General features: G+C 44.6%; 16 protein-coding genes. 4 read left to right on the top strand and 12 right to left on the bottom strand.

What is annotated here, in order from left to right; translation table 11 throughout:
- Positions 1 to 7 precede the first annotated feature (7 nt).
- Positions 8 to 1,414, bottom strand: a complete 1,407-nt coding sequence (gene spoVR / locus MKY50_RS05170) for a stage V sporulation protein SpoVR (RefSeq protein WP_003233364.1) — start codon at positions 1,412 to 1,414, stop codon at positions 8 to 10.
- Between the two features lie 162 nt (positions 1,415 to 1,576).
- Here spoVR and MKY50_RS05165 point away from each other — a divergent pair, with 162 nt between their 5' ends.
- From MKY50_RS05165 to lytF, 3 genes are all read left to right on the top strand, one after another.
- Positions 1,577 to 3,103, top strand: a complete 1,527-nt coding sequence (locus tag MKY50_RS05165; protein ID WP_445662039.1) for a mechanosensitive ion channel — start codon at positions 1,577 to 1,579, stop codon at positions 3,101 to 3,103.
- Positions 3,104 to 3,209: 106 nt separating this feature from the next.
- Positions 3,210 to 3,650: a nitric oxide-sensing transcriptional repressor NsrR gene (nsrR, locus tag MKY50_RS05160; protein WP_014479293.1), complete on the top strand. Its 441-nt coding sequence runs from the start codon at positions 3,210 to 3,212 to the stop codon at positions 3,648 to 3,650.
- Between the two features lie 153 nt (positions 3,651 to 3,803).
- A complete protein-coding gene (lytF, locus tag MKY50_RS05155; protein WP_101501935.1) occupies positions 3,804 to 5,264 on the top strand; it encodes a peptidoglycan endopeptidase LytF in 1,461 nt (486 codons plus the stop codon).
- 41 nt (positions 5,265 to 5,305) lie between these two features.
- Here the strand turns inward: lytF and MKY50_RS05150 are convergent, their stop codons facing one another.
- Entirely contained in the window at positions 5,306 to 5,629 is a 324-nt protein-coding gene (locus MKY50_RS05150) for a YqzG/YhdC family protein (protein WP_003233371.1), read from the bottom strand.
- A 200-nt stretch (positions 5,630 to 5,829) separates the two neighbouring features.
- Between MKY50_RS05150 and MKY50_RS05145 the strand changes: the two genes are divergently transcribed.
- A complete protein-coding gene (locus MKY50_RS05145) occupies positions 5,830 to 6,072 on the top strand; it encodes a YhdB family protein (protein ID WP_003233373.1) in 243 nt (80 codons plus the stop codon).
- Between the two features lie 14 nt (positions 6,073 to 6,086).
- Here MKY50_RS05145 and yhdA read toward each other — a convergent pair whose 3' ends face one another.
- The 10 genes from yhdA to MKY50_RS05095 form a co-directional block, all read right to left on the bottom strand.
- The gene (yhdA, locus tag MKY50_RS05140; RefSeq protein ID WP_003244703.1) at positions 6,087 to 6,611 is read right to left on the bottom strand and encodes an FMN-dependent NADPH-azoreductase; all 525 of its coding nucleotides are present in this window, start codon (positions 6,609 to 6,611) and stop codon (positions 6,087 to 6,089) included.
- Entirely contained in the window at positions 6,608 to 7,255 is a 648-nt protein-coding gene (gene yhcZ, locus MKY50_RS05135) for a two-component system response regulator YhcZ (protein ID WP_041335631.1), read from the bottom strand. Before yhcZ ends, yhdA begins: the two co-directional genes overlap by 4 nt.
- The gene (gene yhcY / locus MKY50_RS05130) at positions 7,252 to 8,391 is read right to left on the bottom strand and encodes a two-component system sensor histidine kinase YhcY (RefSeq protein ID WP_264099606.1); all 1,140 of its coding nucleotides are present in this window, start codon (positions 8,389 to 8,391) and stop codon (positions 7,252 to 7,254) included. Before yhcY ends, yhcZ begins: the two co-directional genes overlap by 4 nt.
- 148 nt (positions 8,392 to 8,539) lie before the next feature.
- The gene (gene pgcA / locus MKY50_RS05125; protein WP_080529105.1) at positions 8,540 to 10,285 is read right to left on the bottom strand and encodes a phosphoglucomutase; all 1,746 of its coding nucleotides are present in this window, start codon (positions 10,283 to 10,285) and stop codon (positions 8,540 to 8,542) included.
- Positions 10,286 to 10,416: 131 nt separating this feature from the next.
- Entirely contained in the window at positions 10,417 to 12,084 is a 1,668-nt protein-coding gene (glpD, locus tag MKY50_RS05120) for a glycerol-3-phosphate dehydrogenase (protein ID WP_220396879.1), read from the bottom strand.
- Between the two features lie 144 nt (positions 12,085 to 12,228).
- The gene (glpK, locus tag MKY50_RS05115; protein WP_003233384.1) at positions 12,229 to 13,719 is read right to left on the bottom strand and encodes a glycerol kinase GlpK; all 1,491 of its coding nucleotides are present in this window, start codon (positions 13,717 to 13,719) and stop codon (positions 12,229 to 12,231) included.
- A gap of 18 nt (positions 13,720 to 13,737) precedes the next feature.
- Positions 13,738 to 14,562: a glycerol uptake facilitator protein GlpF gene (gene glpF / locus MKY50_RS05110; RefSeq protein ID WP_003233386.1), complete on the bottom strand. Its 825-nt coding sequence runs from the start codon at positions 14,560 to 14,562 to the stop codon at positions 13,738 to 13,740.
- Positions 14,563 to 14,740: 178 nt separating this feature from the next.
- On the bottom strand, positions 14,741 to 15,319 hold the full coding sequence (gene glpP / locus MKY50_RS05105; protein ID WP_003233388.1) for a glycerol uptake operon antiterminator GlpP: 579 nt from the start codon (positions 15,317 to 15,319) through the stop codon (positions 14,741 to 14,743).
- A 27-nt stretch (positions 15,320 to 15,346) separates the two neighbouring features.
- Positions 15,347 to 16,699 carry an aspartate aminotransferase family protein gene (locus tag MKY50_RS05100; protein ID WP_341116257.1) on the bottom strand — a complete coding sequence of 451 codons (1,353 nt, stop codon included), beginning with the start codon at positions 16,697 to 16,699 and terminating at the stop codon, positions 15,347 to 15,349.
- A gap of 418 nt (positions 16,700 to 17,117) precedes the next feature.
- Entirely contained in the window at positions 17,118 to 18,659 is a 1,542-nt protein-coding gene (locus tag MKY50_RS05095; RefSeq protein WP_003245514.1) for a bifunctional GNAT family N-acetyltransferase/carbon-nitrogen hydrolase family protein, read from the bottom strand.
- Positions 18,660 to 18,669 lie beyond the last annotated feature (10 nt).

Here is an 18,669-nt window from a genome sequence, read left to right as displayed (position 1 = left end):
CTCTTTTTTATAAATATCTGCGGTGAACACCTTTTCCGTCGTACGAAAACATGACTTCCTTATCCTCAAGCACAGACTCAATGTGCACGCTTCTTCCCCAAAGCTGGAATAAATAAGGGAGCACTTTCTCCAAATATTTCAAATCTAACTCTATTCCTTCATACCAATGCTTAATATAGAGCTCGTTATTTTTCATATAATCGCCGTCGTTTACTGTCAAATATGGAAAACCGCCATTTACCCGCATGCTTACGAGCTGGTCGCGCACCGACTTCCACTGTTTATCGATGATTTTATAATCTCGGCCCTGTTTTTGAAACAAATAAAGATCCTCGCGCATGACTAATTCTTTGGTTAAATAATTGCGGATGAAAGAGATATCGGATTCAATCTCCCTGACCTCAAACATTTTCTCCCGGCCGGAGTCAGGCTGCACGCCCATTTTCTTCATTTCCTCCGTCGGGTTGTTGTACCTCTTTTCAATGTCTTCAAATATTTTCAGCCCTAAATAATAAGGATTAATGCCTGTTTTGGACGGCTGAACGACACCTGCATTCAGCTTGGCGAACTCGATCGCTTCATCAGAGGTTAAATCAAGCTCACGTATAATTCGCTGGTGCCAATAGGAAGCCCAGCCCTCATTCATAATCTTGGTTTCCAGCTGAGGCCAGAAATAAAGCATTTCCTCTCTCATCATCGTTAATATATCACGCTGCCATGGCTCCAGCTCCCGGGAATGCTCCTCGATAAAGAGCAGGATATCTTTTTCAGGCCGCGGCGGGAACGGTTTTTTCGATTTTTTCACTTGTTTTTTCGGTTTCTTTTCATCCAAAGACCATAGATCATCGTAAGGCGTGGCTGCCTCTTCAATCTCCTCTTCCTCATCATCCACACTCCATTGGAGCTTTGGTCGGACCAACGACGGATCGATATGCTCCTGAATCGAAAGGATCGCATCTAAAAAAGATTCGACTTCTTTAATCCCGTGAACCTGCTCATAGTGTTTTATCCGTTCAGCCGTTGCCGCCATGCTTTCCACCATATCGCGCTTCGTGTTTTGGAAACGGCAGTTGTTTTTGAAGAAATCGCAATGGGCAAGAACGTGTGCGACAATCAATTTATTTTGGATCAGTGAGTTGCTGTCCAGCAAAAAAGCGTAGCATGGATCTGAGTTAATGACCAGCTCATAGATCTTACTTAACCCTAGATCATAGTGCAGCTTCATCTTATGAAACTGCTTGCCGAAGCTCCAGTGGCTGAATCTTGTCGGCATCCCGTACGCGCCAAATGTATAAATAATTTCAGCCGGGCAGATTTCATATCTCATCGGGTAGAAATCAAGGCCGAATCCTTTTGCAATTTCGGTAATTTCCTCAATTGCCCGCTGTAATCCCTTCTTCTCCTCCGCGTTCAACCGAATCCCCCCTACTTGGACTTATCTATAATGTATGAGCCCGCCATACAAAAGATGATAGTCTCACTCAGGCAAGAAAAAATTCCCCCGGCACATTCATCTGTTTGCTTATTGGATCAGTGGGTAAACACACACCATACTACGAAAAAGGAGCGATACCAATTGAATGTAGCAGACGTGCTTTCTACTTATCTCAGTAAGCTGCCAAACGTAATCATTGCTTTACTCGTCTTATTAATCGGCTGGGCTATTGCTAAAATCATTGAAAAAGCGGTATACAAAGGACTCAGCAAAACAAAAATCGACGACAAGCTCTTTGCTGGGAAAAAGCCTTCACGCTATTCCTCGGAAAAAGTCATAAGCAAGGTCGTTTATTTTATCGCACTGATCATCGTCTTTATTTTATTCTTTAACATTTTGCACCTGACAACAGTGGCATCGCCGTTTGTCAGTATGCTTTCGGCGATTGCAGCCGCGATCCCAAGCGTACTGAAAGCTGGACTCATTCTGCTGTTAGGATGGGCTGCAGCCTCTGTTTTGAGCTTCCTTGTCAAAAAAATCGGGATGAAGCTGAACACGAGTGACAAACTGCGCAAGTGGAATTTGGTGTCTGAAGGAAAAGATATTCACCAGGCTGTCAATACCGCTTCACAAATTGTCTTTTATCTCGTGCTGCTTGTTTTTCTGCCAGGGGTCTTCTCTTCTTTGAAAATCAGCGGCATTTCAGGTCCTTTTACAAATATGATGGAAAGCGTGCTCGCTTTTCTGCCGAAATTATTTGCAGCGGCGCTTATCGTATTAATCGGCTGGCTTGTTGCCCGCCTTGTCCGTGATATCATTACGAATTTCCTTGCAAGCATCGGCACGGAAAGATTCGCGGCACGTATGGGTTTATCAATTTACTTAAAAGACACAAGCCTTTCAGCAGTCATCGGAACAATCGCTTATGTGCTGATTATGATTCCGGTGGTCATTTCAGCGCTTGATCAGCTGGATGTCGCCGGCATTTCAAAACCGGCTGTCTCTATGCTGAATACGATTTTAAACATGCTTCCGAACATCATGATTGCCATCGTGCTTGTTTTAGCAGGTATCTGGGCAGGAAAATGGGTGAAATCCATGGTGTCCGGACTGCTCCATCGCGCAGGCTTTGATTCTGTCTTAGGGAAAATGGGCATGGAAGCCGGAACGCCTGCAAAGCTGTCCTTGTCTCAAGTTGTCGGTATGATTGCGCAAATCATTGTCATTCTGCTCTTTACAGCTGAGGCTCTTCAAATTGTTCGGCTGCACTTCCTCGTAGAAATTGCCACTGGCATCATCGCGTATCTGCCGAATGTCCTTGTCGCAGTATTCATTCTCGGACTCGGCCTTTACGCAGGAGAATTGGTGAGAAAAGTGCTCGCAAGCATGATAAAAGGCCAGGAATTCAAGTCTTTAGCGCCTATTGCTAAATATACGATTATCGCACTTGCTTTCTTTATGGCCCTGGATCAGCTTGGTGTCGCTGCGACAATCGTCAATTCCGCGTTCATCATCGTTCTTAGCGGCTTCGCACTCGCTTTCGGTTTATCCTTCGGCCTTGGCGGTAAGGATTTTGCATCACGTTATCTGTCTACATTTGAACGCAAAATGCAAAACACAGAAATCGAAAAAAACCGTAAAAACCAAAATCCGCCGAATGACATGTAAGCAAAAAACATGCACCCAGCTGGGTGCATGTTTTTTAATTCCTTTTTTTTCATTTTTCAATCGATTATGATAAGATATAGAAAATGTCTTATTCTGAGGTCTTATTATGAAGTTAACCAATTATACAGATTATTCATTAAGAGTGTTGATTTTTCTGGCTGCAGAGCGTCCCGGAGAACTTTCAAATATAAAACAGATTGCCGAAACGTATTCTATTTCAAAAAATCATCTCATGAAAGTCATATACAGGCTCGGCCAGCTCGGCTACGTAGAAACGATACGCGGACGGGGCGGCGGCATACGATTAGGCATGGAACCTGAAGACATCAACATCGGTGAGGTTGTCAGAAAAACGGAGGACGATTTTAATATTGTTGAATGTTTTGATGCGAACAAGAATCTCTGCGTTATTTCCCCGGTTTGCGGCTTAAAACATGTGCTGAATGAAGCGCTTTTGGCCTATCTTGCGGTTTTAGACAAATATACACTGCGCGACCTCGTCAAAAACAAGGAAGATATCATGAAGCTTTTAAAAATGAAGGAATAGATCCATGATTCCTTCTTTTTTTATGCCCTTTTTCCCCCTTATTGTTAAGATAATTTGGCTATTTTTATAAAAAGGCAAAACGATGAGACAAATGTGCCGATATAAAAAAGAAACAGCAAATGCAAAATCATTGGGGGAAAAAGGAGAGCTAAGATGAAAAAGAAATTAGCAGCAGGGCTGACAGCATCTGCGATTGTCGGCACAACTTTAGTAGTGACACCAGCTGAAGCAGCAACGATTAAGGTCAAAAGCGGAGATTCTTTATGGAAACTGGCCCAAACCTATAACACAAGTGTGGCGGCCCTCACATCCGCCAATCATCTTTCGACTACTGTTCTGTCGATCGGCCAGACGCTTACTATTCCAGGCAGCAAATCCAGCACTTCTTCATCTACTTCAAGCTCAACAACCAAGAAGAGCGGAAGTTCTGTTTACACAGTGAAAAGCGGAGATTCACTTTGGCTGATCGCAAATGAGTTTAAAATGACCGTGCAAGAACTGAAAAAATTAAACGGACTAAGCAGCGATTTAATTCGTGCTGGGCAGAAATTAAAGGTGTCCGGTACTGTTTCTTCAAGTTCCAGTACAAAAAGCAGTTCCAATAAGAGTTCAAGCTCCAGTTCAAAAAGCAGTTCTAATAAGAGTTCAAGTTCTTCATCTTCTACGGGAACATATAAGGTGCAGCTTGGAGATTCACTTTGGAAAATTGCAAACAAAGTCAATATGTCCATCGCTGAATTGAAGGTCTTGAACAACTTAAAATCAGACACCATTTACGTGAATCAGGTGTTGAAAACAAAATCAAGCGGCTCTGATACGTCTTCTAAAGACACTTCATCCAAATCGAACCAAACTTCAGCAACAACTAAATATACCGTTAAAAGCGGTGATTCACTCTGGAAAATCGCAAACAACTATAACCTGACTGTACAGCAAATCCGAAATATTAACAATCTGAAATCAGATGTGCTGTACGTTGGACAAGTATTGAAGCTGACAGGTAAAGCATCTTCAGGCTCTTCATCATCGTCGTCTTCTTCGTCAAATGCAAGCTCCGGCACGACGACTACATACACGGTGAAAAGCGGTGATTCCTTATGGGTGATTGCACAAAAATTTAATGTAACAGCTCAGCAGATTCGTGAGAAAAACAATTTAAAAACGGATGTCTTGCAGGTTGGCCAAAAGCTGGTCATTTCCGGAAAAGCTTCATCATCGTCTTCATCCGGTTCTTCAAACACCACCAGCTCAACGAGTGCGAAGATTAACACAATGATTTCGGCCGCTAAAGCGCAGCTTGGGGTTCCGTATCGCTGGGGAGGCACGACACCGTCCGGGTTTGACTGCAGCGGATTCATTTACTATGTACTGAACAAAGTCACATCCGTATCTAGATTAACGGCAGCGGGATATTGGAACACAATGAAATCAGTTAGCCAGCCTGCTGTCGGAGATTTTGTTTTCTTTACAACATATAAAGCCGGCCCTTCCCACGTCGGAATTTACCTAGGCAACGGGGAATTCATAAATGCCAACGATTCCGGAGTTGTCATTTCCAATATGAACAACTCTTACTGGAAACAGCGCTATCTCGGTGCAAAACGATATTTCTAAAAACAGAAACTGTGCGGCCTTAACGGCTGTACAGTTTTTTATTAGAGCCTAAAGACGTTGATGCTGATCATATGATTTGTCACCGGATGAAAATAGACTTCGGCCCGAACAGAAAAAGTGTCATCTTTCTGTCTGACTGTCACCCGAAAGACATCTTTCGTCTGCTGATCATTCACCTCTGTACGCCCCATATAAGCATAATCAGAAAATGAAGCGCCCTTATATTCATCCTGAATTTTGCTCCAGGCAAGCTGTTCCCACTTTTGAACGGACTCGTCTGTGTCCGTTGAATGACCTTTTGCAGCCATTGACACGATAATCAATCCGCAAAAAAGAAGCGCAATGGTATACGGCAGAGATTTCATTTTTTCAGTCTCCTGTACCCAGAATATGTTCCCTCATAGGTTTACCAAAAGCGATATCTTCATTCAGGCATTTTGATTTTATGTCTCCCTCATATTGCTACCCCTTTACTGACGCAGACGGCAAGTTTTGCCCCGTCAATAACAGAGGATGCGGCATAAACTAATCATGAACTTCTCACCCAAGAAAGGAGAAGCGATTCATGGATTATGCCGATTACGATAAAGCGCTTTATTACACCCATCGTTCTCAATGGGATAATTTATTAATTTTAATGGTGCGTACAGAGGACGATTTGTTATCAAAACGAATTGAGCATTTTCTGCATGCGTATCATTTTGAACAGGATTACGCCGTTTTAGAAAAGATGCTGTATTCCCTTCTCCGATATATTGATCATGCCACAGAGCTGACTTATGAAGATCAAATAGCCCTTCTCACATAAACAAATCCCGGCGTTTAGACGCCGGGATTTCCTGCTTTTGCGAACATGCTGAGTTCTTCGACAAGCTCTTTTATGCTTTCCTTAATGTTTTCAGCCACTGTAGCATTTTCAACATCAATATGCACCGGATCAAGCACCAGCTGCTTCGGAATGACATTGGCGTAGACACCCCGCATCACAGTTCTCATATTGTTCAGCGCATTGATGCCGCCTTTTCCGCCTCCCGCTACTGCCAATAATGCAACGGGCTTATATTTGAATTGTTCGCTGCTTAGAAAATCCAAGGCATTTTTTAAAGCGCCGCTCATGCCGCTGTGATATTCAGGCGATAATAATACAATCGCATCCGCTTTCGTAACGCGTTGCTTAAGCTCCTGTACTTTCAACAGTTCAGATTGTTCCGCTTCACCGTTAAAAACGGGCAATACAAACTCGCTTAGATCAATCAAATCCGTGTGATACAGAGCTGCAATATAGGATGCTGCAATTCTTGTTCTGCCATGTTTTCTTGGCGTGCCATTTATGACTAACATGTTCATTTTGAGATCTCTCCATTCAGGTTATATTTCACTGCGAAAAGCGCTGCTTGCGTGCGATCGGCCACTTCAAGTTTTGCTAAAAGATTCGATACATGGGTTTTTACTGTTTTTTCTGAAATAAACAAGGCTGCTGCGATTTCTTTATTGCTTTTCCCGTTCGCTATTTCAGTCAGAACGTCTTTTTCCCTTCTAGTTAATTGATAGTATTTTTCTTTTTCCGGGTCGTGCTGATTTTTCATATGTGTCAGCACATGGGGCATAATAGCTGTAGAAAGCTTGTATTCGCCACCATGCACTTGTCTTAGTGTTTTCACCAATTCCTCGGGCTCCGTATCCTTTAATTGATACGCCTTCGCGCCTGCCTGAAGCGCGGGGATGACGTGCTCCTGATCAGAGTAGCTCGTCAGCACAATGATATTCGTATCCGGAAATTGCTGTATTGCTTTTTTAATGGCTTGAATGCCGTCCATCTCGGGCATAGACAAATCCATTAGCACAAGATCCGGCTTTGTCTCTTCGATGACACGGAGGGCTTCTAATCCAGTTGCAGCTTCTCCGACGACTTCAATATCATCCTGGGTGGCAAAGAAAAAACGCAGACCCTTTCTGACAACATGATGATCATCAGCAATGACAATTTTCATACCGCCCCTCCTTTTCGGCTTTTTAGCGGAAGCCTGATGGACAGCTTTGTTCCAGTTCCAAGCGCTGACTCAATCCAAAACTTAGCTCCGGCTTTTTCCGCTCGTTCTTTCATACCCTTGATGCCAAGTGAAGGCAGACCGGTATGCGCTTCATAGCGAAATCCTGCCCCATGATCGATGATATCCAGCTCCGCATGGCCCAAAGAAGCAGTCAGACTAACATACGCCGTATCCGTTCCGGCATGCTTTTTGCAGTTATTTAAAGCTTCCTGTACGACACGCCATAGCATATGCTCCTGCTCATCAGTCAGAACAGGACATCCTTTTTGTGTAAAAATGATCTTCAATCCAATGAGCGCACCATAGCTTTTAATGGCTTCAGCCAGCCCTTTTTCCAATCCTCCGGGGCGAAGCTGCCAAATTAACGCTTTCATTTCTGCGAGCGCGTCCTGTGATAGGTTTTGGATGAAATCAATCATCTGCTGTAAATTCTCATCTTTTGTTAGTGTCTTTGCAGCTTTGGCAGTTAAACTGACGGAAAACAGCATTTGATTGACTGAATCGTGAAGCTCCTGAGCGAGGCGGTTACGCTCCATTAAAAGAGCATTTTTTTGTTGATATTCAGAAAGCCTCATACGCTGGATTGCCGTTCCGATCTGAAAGGCGACAGACTCGAGTAAATGCAGCTCTTCCTCATCAAACATGGTTTTTCCGGCCGCCGCTACATTTAACAATCCGAATCTTCTGTCCCCGTCTTCTAAAGGCACAGTTGCATGATGCGTAATCCCTTCTGTGTCAAAACAATGCAGGTTTTCTGCTGATTCGATGCGTTTGCAGTTCATGATATTTGCAGCCTTTCTAAGCCCTCCGTTATTGAATTTCGTCAGGCAGTAACACTCCCCTTCGCACATCAGCACTTTTTCCTTGCGGCTTAAAGCCGGGGGCAAATAAGCGTCGGCCGCTAACGTATAAGTTCCATCTTCTTCGATCAGAAAAATCCATCCGGATTGAAGGTTTGTCAGACTCAGCAACTCTTTTAAAACCTCATCCAGTGTTGCTTTGATATCGTGCCCTTGATTTAAGGTTTCCGCAATCGTTTTAAGCGTTTTTAATTTTTCCATCCTCGTTTTGCTCACGTTTCTCACTCCGGCATTGATCTTGTATTTAAGATTATACCAGTTTTTTGTATTTCATTACTTCACTGATGGGATGATTTTCTTTCAGACTTTTGAATGAGAAAAAGAAAAAGCCGGATCATTTACAATGACCCAGCTCATACTTGAATTATTTTGCCGTCGACTCAACAATTTCATCCACCGTCTTCATTACATCTTCAGAAAGGACGGCAAGTCGCTTTTCACTGTCTTCCAAAGATGACCCTTTTACGGCGAAATAAAATTTAACCTTCGGCTCAGTTCCAGAAGGACGAAGACAGAACCAAGACCCGTCTTCCAGGAAGTATTTCAGTACATTTGATTTTGGCAAGTCGATAGCTTCTTCTTTGTTTTCAGTCAGAAGCGTCCGTTTGCTTACAGCGTAATCTTCTGCTGTGACAACCTGTTTGCCTGCCATTTTCTGCGGCGGATTTTGTCTGAAGGAAGCAAGAATCGCTTCAATTTGCTCTGCTCCTTGTTTTCCTTTCAGCGTCAGTGATTTCAGCCCTTCACGATAAAAACCATACTCGTTAAAGAGATTGATGAGCGCCTCATACAATGACATTCCCTGTTTTTTATAGAACGCGCAAACTTCAACTGCCAAAAGCGCAGCCTGAATGGCGTCCTTATCGCGGGCAAAATCCCCGATTAAATAACCGTAGCTCTCTTCATAACCGAATTGGAAGGTATACTGGCCTGATGCCTCGTATTCCTTGATCTTTTCACCGATAAACTTAAAGCCTGTCAGCGTATCAATCGTATCAAGGCCGAATGAAGAAGCTACAGCACGGCCGATTTCGCTTGTGACAATCGTTTTGAGAACAACACCGTTATCAGGCAGCATGCCTTGTTTTTTCTTTTCAGAAAGCAGGTAATGAAGCAGCAGCGCTCCGGTTTGGTTTCCTGTCAGCACTGTATATTTGCCTTGATCGTTTTTCACCGCGATGCCGAGGCGGTCAGCATCAGGGTCTGTCGCGATGAGAATATCTGCATTCTGCTCCTCCCCAAGCTTAATGGCATATTCGAATGCCGCATGCTCTTCCGGGTTCGGCGATGTAACAGTGGAGAAGTTTGAATCCGGCAGTTCCTGTTCTTTGACAACCGTTACATTTCTGTAGCCGAGTGCTTCAAGACCGCGTCTGACCGGTTTATTTGCAGTTCCATGCAGCGGTGTGAAAACAACCTTTACATCTACTTCTTCCGATAATTCAGGATGTACAGAAATCGACGTCAGTTTTTCTGTATAAACTTTATCAATATCTTCACCGATGATTTTGATTAAGCCTTTTTCTTTTAACTTATTTTCTTCGTCAACTGTGATCGTCAGCTCATTTTCAATCGCGTTTACCTGCTCAATGACGATGTCCGCTTCCTTTGGAGGCAGCTGGCCGCCATCATCCCCGTATACTTTGTAGCCGTTATATTCAGGCGGGTTATGGCTTGCCGTTACCACAATTCCCCCATAAGCGTTCAGCTGTCTGACAGCGAATGACAGCTCTGGCGTCGGGCGAAGCTCATCAAACACGTATGTTTGGATGCCTTGTGTCGCAAGTGTTTTTGCCGCTTCCATCGCGAACTCCGGAGATTTATGGCGGGAATCATAAGCAATGACAACGCCCCGTTTTTTCGCTTCCTCACCTTGCTTCGAGATGTATGCCGCAAACCCGGCCGATGCTTTGCGCACAGTGTAAATATTCATCCGATTTGTCCCAGCGCCGATTTCTCCGCGCATTCCGCCGGTACCGAATTCAAGGTCTTTATAGAAACAGTCCTCAAGGGCCTGTTCATTCCCCTCTAATTCAATAAGGCGCTCTTTTAATTCCGGATCTAAATGTTCTGTCTGTTTCCAGCGTTCATAGCTCTTTCTCCAAGTCATATTCGTCCTCCTATGTATCAGCTTATGCCATTATTTTATATGAAGCGGGTGCCTCTGTCACTTGATAACCTGAGATCTGGCACTTTCGGCACGTAAAAAGAAATAACGGGCTGCAGACAGCCCGTTATGATTTATTGCTCAAGCGGTACGACCGCATCGTGTAAAAGCTTGTTGAGGTTTTCTGTATGTTTGTTTTTCGCCTGCTCATCCCATTGGAATCGCTCGCTCATAAAATCAATAACGGCATCTTTATATGATCTTACCCAATTGATATCAAAAAATAAACGTCCCGTTCTGCGGACAAAGAAGTCAGCAGGGGTTGCAGTCATCTCTTCTTCTATACTGTATTCTGCCTCAGCAAGAATATGAACCGGAATGTTGCGTTTCGCGGCCTCATCTTTCAGCGCTTCTACCCGGTCAAAGACGCGATCTACGTTAGAGCCGTATCTGATCGCAAGCTGTTTTGCGTCTTTTTCTGATAAACCGGCTGCAATTCCTTCTTTTGTTTTCGCGGTAACGAAGGACATAAGATTTTTCGAACCGCCGACGTGCCCGCCAGAGATTGGCATGTTTTTCGTTTTACATGGTCCAAAATCCTTTTCGCCCTCTTCTTTTAAGCGATCACGGACAAGATCAACGATGTGCTCCGCCATTTTTCTGTATCCAGTCAGTTTTCCGCCGGCAATGGTGATCAGGCCTGAGTCAGATGTCCAAATCTCGTCTTTCCGTGAAATTTCAGAAGGATCTTTGCCTTCTTCATGAATCAGCGGACGCAGCCCCGCCCAGCTGGATTCGATGTCATTCGCAGTGATATTCAGTTCCGGGAACATGTAATTGATTGATTTGATGACATAATCACGATCCTCCGTTGTCATCCGCGGATGCTCCAGCGCCTCTTTGTAAACAGTGTCTGTTGTTCCCACGTATGTTTTGCCTTCACGAGGAATCGCAAATACCATCCGGCCATCAGGTGTATCGAAATATACAGCCTGTTTCAGCGGAAAGACAGACTGGTCAAATACAAGGTGAATGCCTTTTGTATGCTGCAAATGCTTTCCGTTTTTCGAATGGTCTTTTTCTCTGAGCTGATCGACCCAAGGGCCTGTAGCATTGACAATTTTTTTCGCATACACTTTATATTCTTTCTTTGTCAGCACATCTTCAATTAATACGCCGACGGCTTTGCCTTTTTCGTAAAGAAGCTCCTTCACTTTGGAGTAATTCACAGGCTCTGCCCCGAATTTCACCGCTTCCTTCATGACTTCGATGGTCAGTCTCGCATCGTCAGTGCGGTATTCCACATAGTACCCGCCGCCTTTTAAGCCGTCTTTTTTTACCAAAGGTTCTTTTTGCAGCGTTTCTTTTGCTGAAAGCATGCTTCTTCGTTCTGACTTTTTCACACCTGCAAGGAAGTCATAAACCCTTAACCCGATTGATGTTGTAAATGAACCGAATGTGCCGCCTTTATGAAACGGAAGCAGCATCCATTCCGGTGTAGTGACATGCGGGCCGTTTTCATACACAATCGCCCGCTCTTTTCCTACCTCAGCGACCATTTTCACTTCAAATTGTTTTAAATAGCGCAAGCCGCCATGTACCAGCTTCGTTGATCGGCTTGATGTTCCTGCCGCAAAGTCCTGCATTTCGCTTAGTGCGACCTTCATTCCCCTTGATGCCGCGTCAAGAGCTGTTCCGGCTCCTGTAATTCCTCCTCCGATAATAAATAGGTCATATGTTTTTTTCGTCATGTCTGTCAGCATGCGATCTCTTTCAAGACTTGAAAATTGATGTTTCATCATTACGTTTCCTCCTTGTTGTCACGGTAAATAGAAAAAGAGACCACAACAGCCAAAGTGCATGCTTACTTACACTTTGGTGCTGTGGTCTCTCCTCATCTCAGGACCGTTCTTATTAACTTGTAACCATTATACCATAGTATTACTTTACTTGAAAGCCATAGCTGCTTTTACGGCTTTTTGCCAGCCTTTATACAGCTCATTTCGTTTTTCTTCTTCTAATTCAGGTTCAAACCGTTTATCCAGATTCCACTGGTTCGCGATTTCAGAACGGTCCTTCCAGAATCCCACAGCGATACCTGCCAAATAAGCCGCGCCAAGTGCAGTCGTTTCATTAATTTCCGGGCGCTCCACAGGAACATTCAACAGGTCTCCTTGGAACTGCATTAGGAAATTGTTTTTTACAGCTCCTCCGTCTACACGAAGCGTCTTTAATGAAATGTTTGAATCTGCTTCCATTGCGTCAAGCACATCTTTGGTCTGATAAGCCAATGACTCCAGTGTCGCACGGATAAAGTGCTCTTTTGTTGTCCCTCTTGTCAGGCCGAAAACCGAACCGCGCACATCGCTGTCCCAGTAAGGCGTTCCCAGTCCGACAAAGGCCGGAACGACATATACGCCGTCAGTTGAATCCACTTTCTCTGCATAAGATTCGCTAAGCGAAGAGTCCTGGAACATTCTCAATCCGTCTCTAAGCCACTGGATGGCAGAGCCTGCGACAAAAATGCTTCCTTCTAACGCATAGTTCACTTTTCCGTCAATGCCCCAAGCGATTGTTGTCAAAAGCCCATGTTCGGACTTAATTGCTTTTTCCCCGGTATTCATCAGCATGAAACATCCTGTGCCGTATGTGTTTTTCCCCATGCCTTCTTCAAAGCATGCCTGGCCGAACAATGCGGACTGCTGGTCGCCTGCCGCTCCAGCAATCGGGATATTTTTTCCGAAGAAGTGATAATCAACAGTCTCCGCATACACATGAGAGGACGGCTTCACTTCAGGGAGCATGGATTTCGGTACGCCTAGAATGTCGAGCAGTTCATCGTCCCATTTTAAATCGTATATATTAAACATCAGTGTTCTTGAGGCATTGGAGTAATCGGTCACATGCGCTTTTCCGCCTGACATTTTCCAAATGAGCCACGTATCAATCGTTCCAAACAGCAGCTCGCCTTTTTCCGCTTTTTCTCTCGCGCCTTCCACATTGTCTAAAATCCACTTCACCTTCGTGCCGGAGAAGTATGGATCGATTAAAAGCCCAGTTTTTTCTCTGAATTTATCATTATATCCTTTTTCACGAAGTTCCTCACAAATGCCGGACGTCTGTCTGGACTGCCAAACGATTGCATTATAGACAGGACTTCCTGTATCTTTATCCCACACAACCGTCGTCTCGCGCTGGTTCGTGATGCCGATGCCGGCAATTTGAGAAGCGCTGATTCCTGATTCAGAGATGACTGAGGCGATAACCGCGAGGACAGAGCCCCAAATTTCATTGGCATTATGCTCAACCCAGCCAGGATGCGGGAAGTATTGTGTAAATTCCTTTTGAGCAGAGTGAACGATTTTGCCTTCTTTATTAAACAGAATCGCTCTTGAACTTGTCGTCCCCTGATCTAAGGATAAAATGTACGTTTCCATAAGATGTCTCCCCTTTGATTAAATATATTTTGAATTTGATAATGTTTTAGCAGAATGTGATTTCGTATAAACATAGAGTCCTAACAATACCACAACCAATATAACGCTTACAATCCAGAAGCTGCTTGTGATGTGCCCTTTAAATGCAGCGTTGTAAAATACGCCGCCGAATGATCCGCCTAAAATCGGGCCGACTACCGGAACCCATGCGTATTTCCAGTTTGATGAGCCCTTCCCCGGAATCGGAAGAAAAGCGTGGGCTATCCGCGGACCTAAGTCACGTGCAGGATTGATAGCATAGCCGGTGGTTCCTCCCAGAGAAATACCGATTGCTACAATGAGGAAACCGACGATTAAAGGATTAAGTCCTTCTGTAAATTGATTTGCCCCAATGGCCAAGATTCCAAGCACAAGGACAAATGTCCCAATCACTTCGCTTAAAACGTTTGCAAATGTATGCGGAATGCTGGGCCCTGTTGAGAAAACACCCAGCTTGGCAGCGGGATCATCCGTTGACTTCCAGTGCGGGAGGTAATGCAGATAAATAATCACCGCACCGATGATCGCTCCGATCATTTGCGCCGCAATATAAACCGGAACCTCTTTCCAAGGAAAATCTCCTACAAATGCAAGCGCTATCGTTAGCGCCGGATTCAAATGGGCACCGCTGATGCCGCCAACCGCGTATGCCGCCATGGCAACACCCAATCCCCATCCAAATACAACAACAATCCAGCCAGACTGGAATGAAAGCGATTTCTTTAAATTGACACCTGCACAAACACCTGCACCAAAAATGATAAGCAGCATCGTACCGATGACTTCTCCCCAAAATGCTGTCATAGCACATTCCTCCTAAAGTCACGATTAAAAAGCATGATAGAGAAGAAGAGAATAAAAAAACCACAACAAACCGCTTTACGGGTGCATAAACATTTGCCGTAAAGAGCTGCTGTGGTCTCCGAGTTCTCCATCACAATGTATTAACCTAGTGCAATTGTATCAGTGCATGAAAGCGGTGTCAATCACTTTCCGTCAAAAAGTTTTCATATTTTTTCCACAATTTGGTATTAGATGTTGTGACAGCTACAGCCCCCGCTTTCAATGCCTGCTCTACATCCTCTTCCGTACGGATGAACCCCCCGGCAAAGATGGGAATCCCTGTTTTCTCTTTTATTTCCTGAATGAGTGACGGAACGATGCCGGGAAGCACTTCGATGAAGTCAGGCTTATGCTTGCCGATAAACTCCATGCTTTTCTCCATCGCGCTTGTATCAAGCAAAAACAGGCGCTGAATGGCATAAATTTTCTTCTGCTTCGCTTTGGCAATCACGTTCGATCTTGTGGAAATAATCCCAGCGGGCTTGATATCCTGACATATAAATTCCGCACCGTATTCGTCATGCTTAATCCCTTGAATGAGATCGACGTGCACCATCATGTTCTTTCCGTGCTTTTGCGCTTCTTTGATCACGCCCTTCAGCTGGCCGAGATGAATATCAAGAATAACACCGTAAGAGAACGAACTGTTCAAAAACTCATCAAATTGCTTCATATTGCGAATAGCCGGTAAGATCGGCTGGTTGTGAAAACTCATCATGTGCTCCTTTAATAATTCACTTTTATATTATATCGTTTGAAAGCTTTCTTTCACCGTTTTCACGATAAAGGAAAGGTCCTCTTCTGTCAGGCAAAATGGCGGCGCAAGCTGGATGACATTGTTGTAGCCGGCGACTGTATCGCCGTTTTTGCCGATGATCAGTCCTTTTTCTTTGCACGCCGCAACCACTTGGTTTACTTTGGCGGCATCAGCCGGCTCTTTAGTCAATTTATCTTTGACGAGTTCGATTCCAATCAGCAGCCCTTTTCCTCTAACATCTCCGACTGCCGGGTGTTCTCTCAGAGCTTGGAGCTCACCTAAAAGCTTTGCTCCAAGATCGCGGGATCGCTGAATCAGCTGTTCGTCCTCCATAATTTGCAGGTTTTTTAACGCCAAGGCACAGGCAGCCGGGCTTCCGCCGAACGTGTTCACGTGGCGGAAACGGTCATAAGGAGCTTCCCCCTGATACGCTTCGAAAATGTCCCGTTTCACAGCAGTCGCTGACAATGGCAGATACGCGCTTGTGATTCCCTTTGCCATCGTAATGATATCAGGCTTCACACCGTAGTGCATAAACCCGAACGGCTCACCTGTCCGTCCAAACCCGCAGATTACTTCATCGCAAATCAAAAGGGCTCCGTGGCGCCGGCAAATGTCCTCCACCTTTTTCATATATCCGTCCGGCGGCATTAGGATGCCCCCGCCTGTAATGATGGGCTCCATAATGACCCCGGCAATCGTTTCGCTTAATTCCCATGTCATGATGCGGTCGATTTCATTTGCGCTTTCAAGCGTGTCTGCATCATCAGGATTCCGGTATATATCTGGCGGAGCTGCATGCAGAAATCCTTGGCTCAAAGGCTCGTATTTATATTTGCGCTGCGCCTGTCCGGTAGCTGAGAGCGCTCCCAATGTATTGCCGTGGTATGCCCGATATCTTGAGATGAATTTATAACGGCTGTGGTCGCCGTTTTGCAGATGGTACTGGCGGGCAATTTTAAAAGCAGTTTCGTTTGCTTCCGATCCGCTGTTGGAAAAAAAGATAACATAATCGCCGCCAAGCCATTCATTCAGCTTTTCCGCCAGTTGAATTGCGGGTGCGTGACTTTGCGTTAACGGGTAGTAAGGCAGCTCCTTTAGTTGCTCATAGGCAGCCTCCGCAAGCTCCTTTCTGCCGTAACCAATGTTGACGCACCACAAACCGGACATCGCATCCAAATAGCGGCGTCCGTCTATGTCGGTTACCCAGGCCCCCTCGGCCTTCTGGGCTATCAGGCTGTCCGTTTGATGCGCTCCCTTCATGGCATGCCACACAAATTGCTCATCTTTTTGCTTTAATCCCTGATTTTGCTGAATGTTTTCCATCCCCATCATCTCCATTTCATTAGCGTTCCCTATAATGCCAATTCAATTGAAACAGACCTTCTCTTTATGTGATGTCTTGGTGATGATTTCCCTGCCTTCAATATAAAGCCAGACCGGGTCAGAGTCAATAAACCGCGTAAATAATAAAACATCCCCTTTCTCAAGAAGAAAGAGGATGCAGCTTCCAAAGCAAAACAGGCAAAGTGACAATGCTCCAGCATCATACTAATAAAGGTCGCACTCGAAACAACTTGGACAGCCATTGCAATAGCAATGTGAAGCCTAGCCGTTTTCTGTATGATATAGGAAATGGCGAAAATACAGAAACTCCATAAGGCACCTCCACTATACCTACTTTTATTTTAAAGATAGCACCTAAACAATTCCGCTTTTGTTTTAAAAAACCCGCCTGAATTGGCGGGTTTTTTGGGAATTATTTTTTATATTGAATATGATAAATATCACGCCGTCTGTCTTTTAGCTGGCGCACTGTACCGTTTTGGCGCTGTCTTCTGAGAATTTCCAGGTCAACATCGCCGATGACGACCATTTCAATATTCGGGTTTGTTTCGCCGACAATGCCGTCACGAGCGAATTCAAAATCAGACGGGGCAAAGATGCCTGACTGGGCGTATTGGATATCCATGTTTTCCGTTTGCGGAAGGTTTCCGACCGTTCCAGAGATAACCGTATAAATTTGATTTTCAACCGCTCTAGCCTGCGAACAGTATCTGACACGCAGATAGCCTTGACGGTCTTCTGTACAAAATGGCGTAAAGATGATTTTGGCTCCTTTATCAGCCGCAATCCGGGCAAGCTCAGGAAATTCAATGTCATAACAGATCTGGATCGCGATTTTCCCGCAGTCCGTATCAAACACGCGAACTTGGTCTCCTGCGCTGATCCCCCACCATTTGCGTTCATTCGGCGTAATATGGAGTTTGTATTGCTTCTCGATCGTTCCGTCCCGTCTGAACAGGTAAGCGATATTATAGATCTTGCCTTCCTCTTCGACGAAATGAGATCCGCCGATAATGTTGACGTTATACTTCACAGCCAAGTCAGTAAACAGGCTGATGTAATCTTCTGTATACTCAGTAATTCTCTGCACCGCCAAGCTCGGTGACCGTTCCTCAAGGAAGGACATCAGCTGGGTTGTGAAAATTTCCGGGAACACCGCAAAATCAGATCTTGCGTCTGAAGCAACATCGACATAGTATTCTACTTGATTCGCAAATTCCTCAAAGGAATAAATTTTCTTCATTTCGTATTGAATCACACAAATTCTAACAGGGAACGCCGATTTATAATAGCGTTTTGTCTGCTGCGGTAGATAATCCACATTATTCCATTCCATCAGCGTCGCATACTTGATCGAAGCTGTATCATCCGGGAGATAGTTCGGGTTAATTCGCATAAGGGTAAAGCCGTTCATCAGCTGAAAAGAAAGAACCGGATCGTAAATTTGGTGGCGTGTCACCTGTTCAACATACTCTCTCGCTGTCATTTCCTCTGCATATTTGTGATAGTTTGGAATCCGTCCGCCTATGATGATGCTTTTCAGGTTTAAGCGTCTGGCTAAGTCCTTTCTCGCCTCGTACAAACGGTGGCCGATTTTCATTCGTCTGTATTTCGGGTGCACCATGACTTCAATTCCGTACATATTCAAGCCGTCAGGATTATGGTTGGTGATATAACCGTCATCTGTAATGTCCTGCCACGTATGGCGGTCATCATATTCATCAAAGTTAATCAGGAGACTTGAGCACGAACCGATAATTTCACCCTCGAATTCTGCACAAAACTGTCCTTCTGGAAAATGCTCCAAATGGCTGATTAAATGCTCCCGCTTCCAAGGCTCCATTCCTGGAAAGCAGTCCTTTTGAAGATCGATAATCTTGTCGATGTCTTTCTCTTCGATATTGCGGATAACCATTTTCTTTTCAAAACGGGTCAAATCTAATTTCTCAGACAACCTACTCGCT

The sequence above is a fragment of the Bacillus sp. FSL R7-0685 genome, assembly GCF_038002425.1.
GTDB classification, from domain to species: Bacteria; Bacillota; Bacilli; order Bacillales; family Bacillaceae; genus Bacillus; species Bacillus subtilis.
Note: the sequence above shows the minus strand (reverse complement) of the source record. Positions and strands in the feature narration are given on the sequence as shown.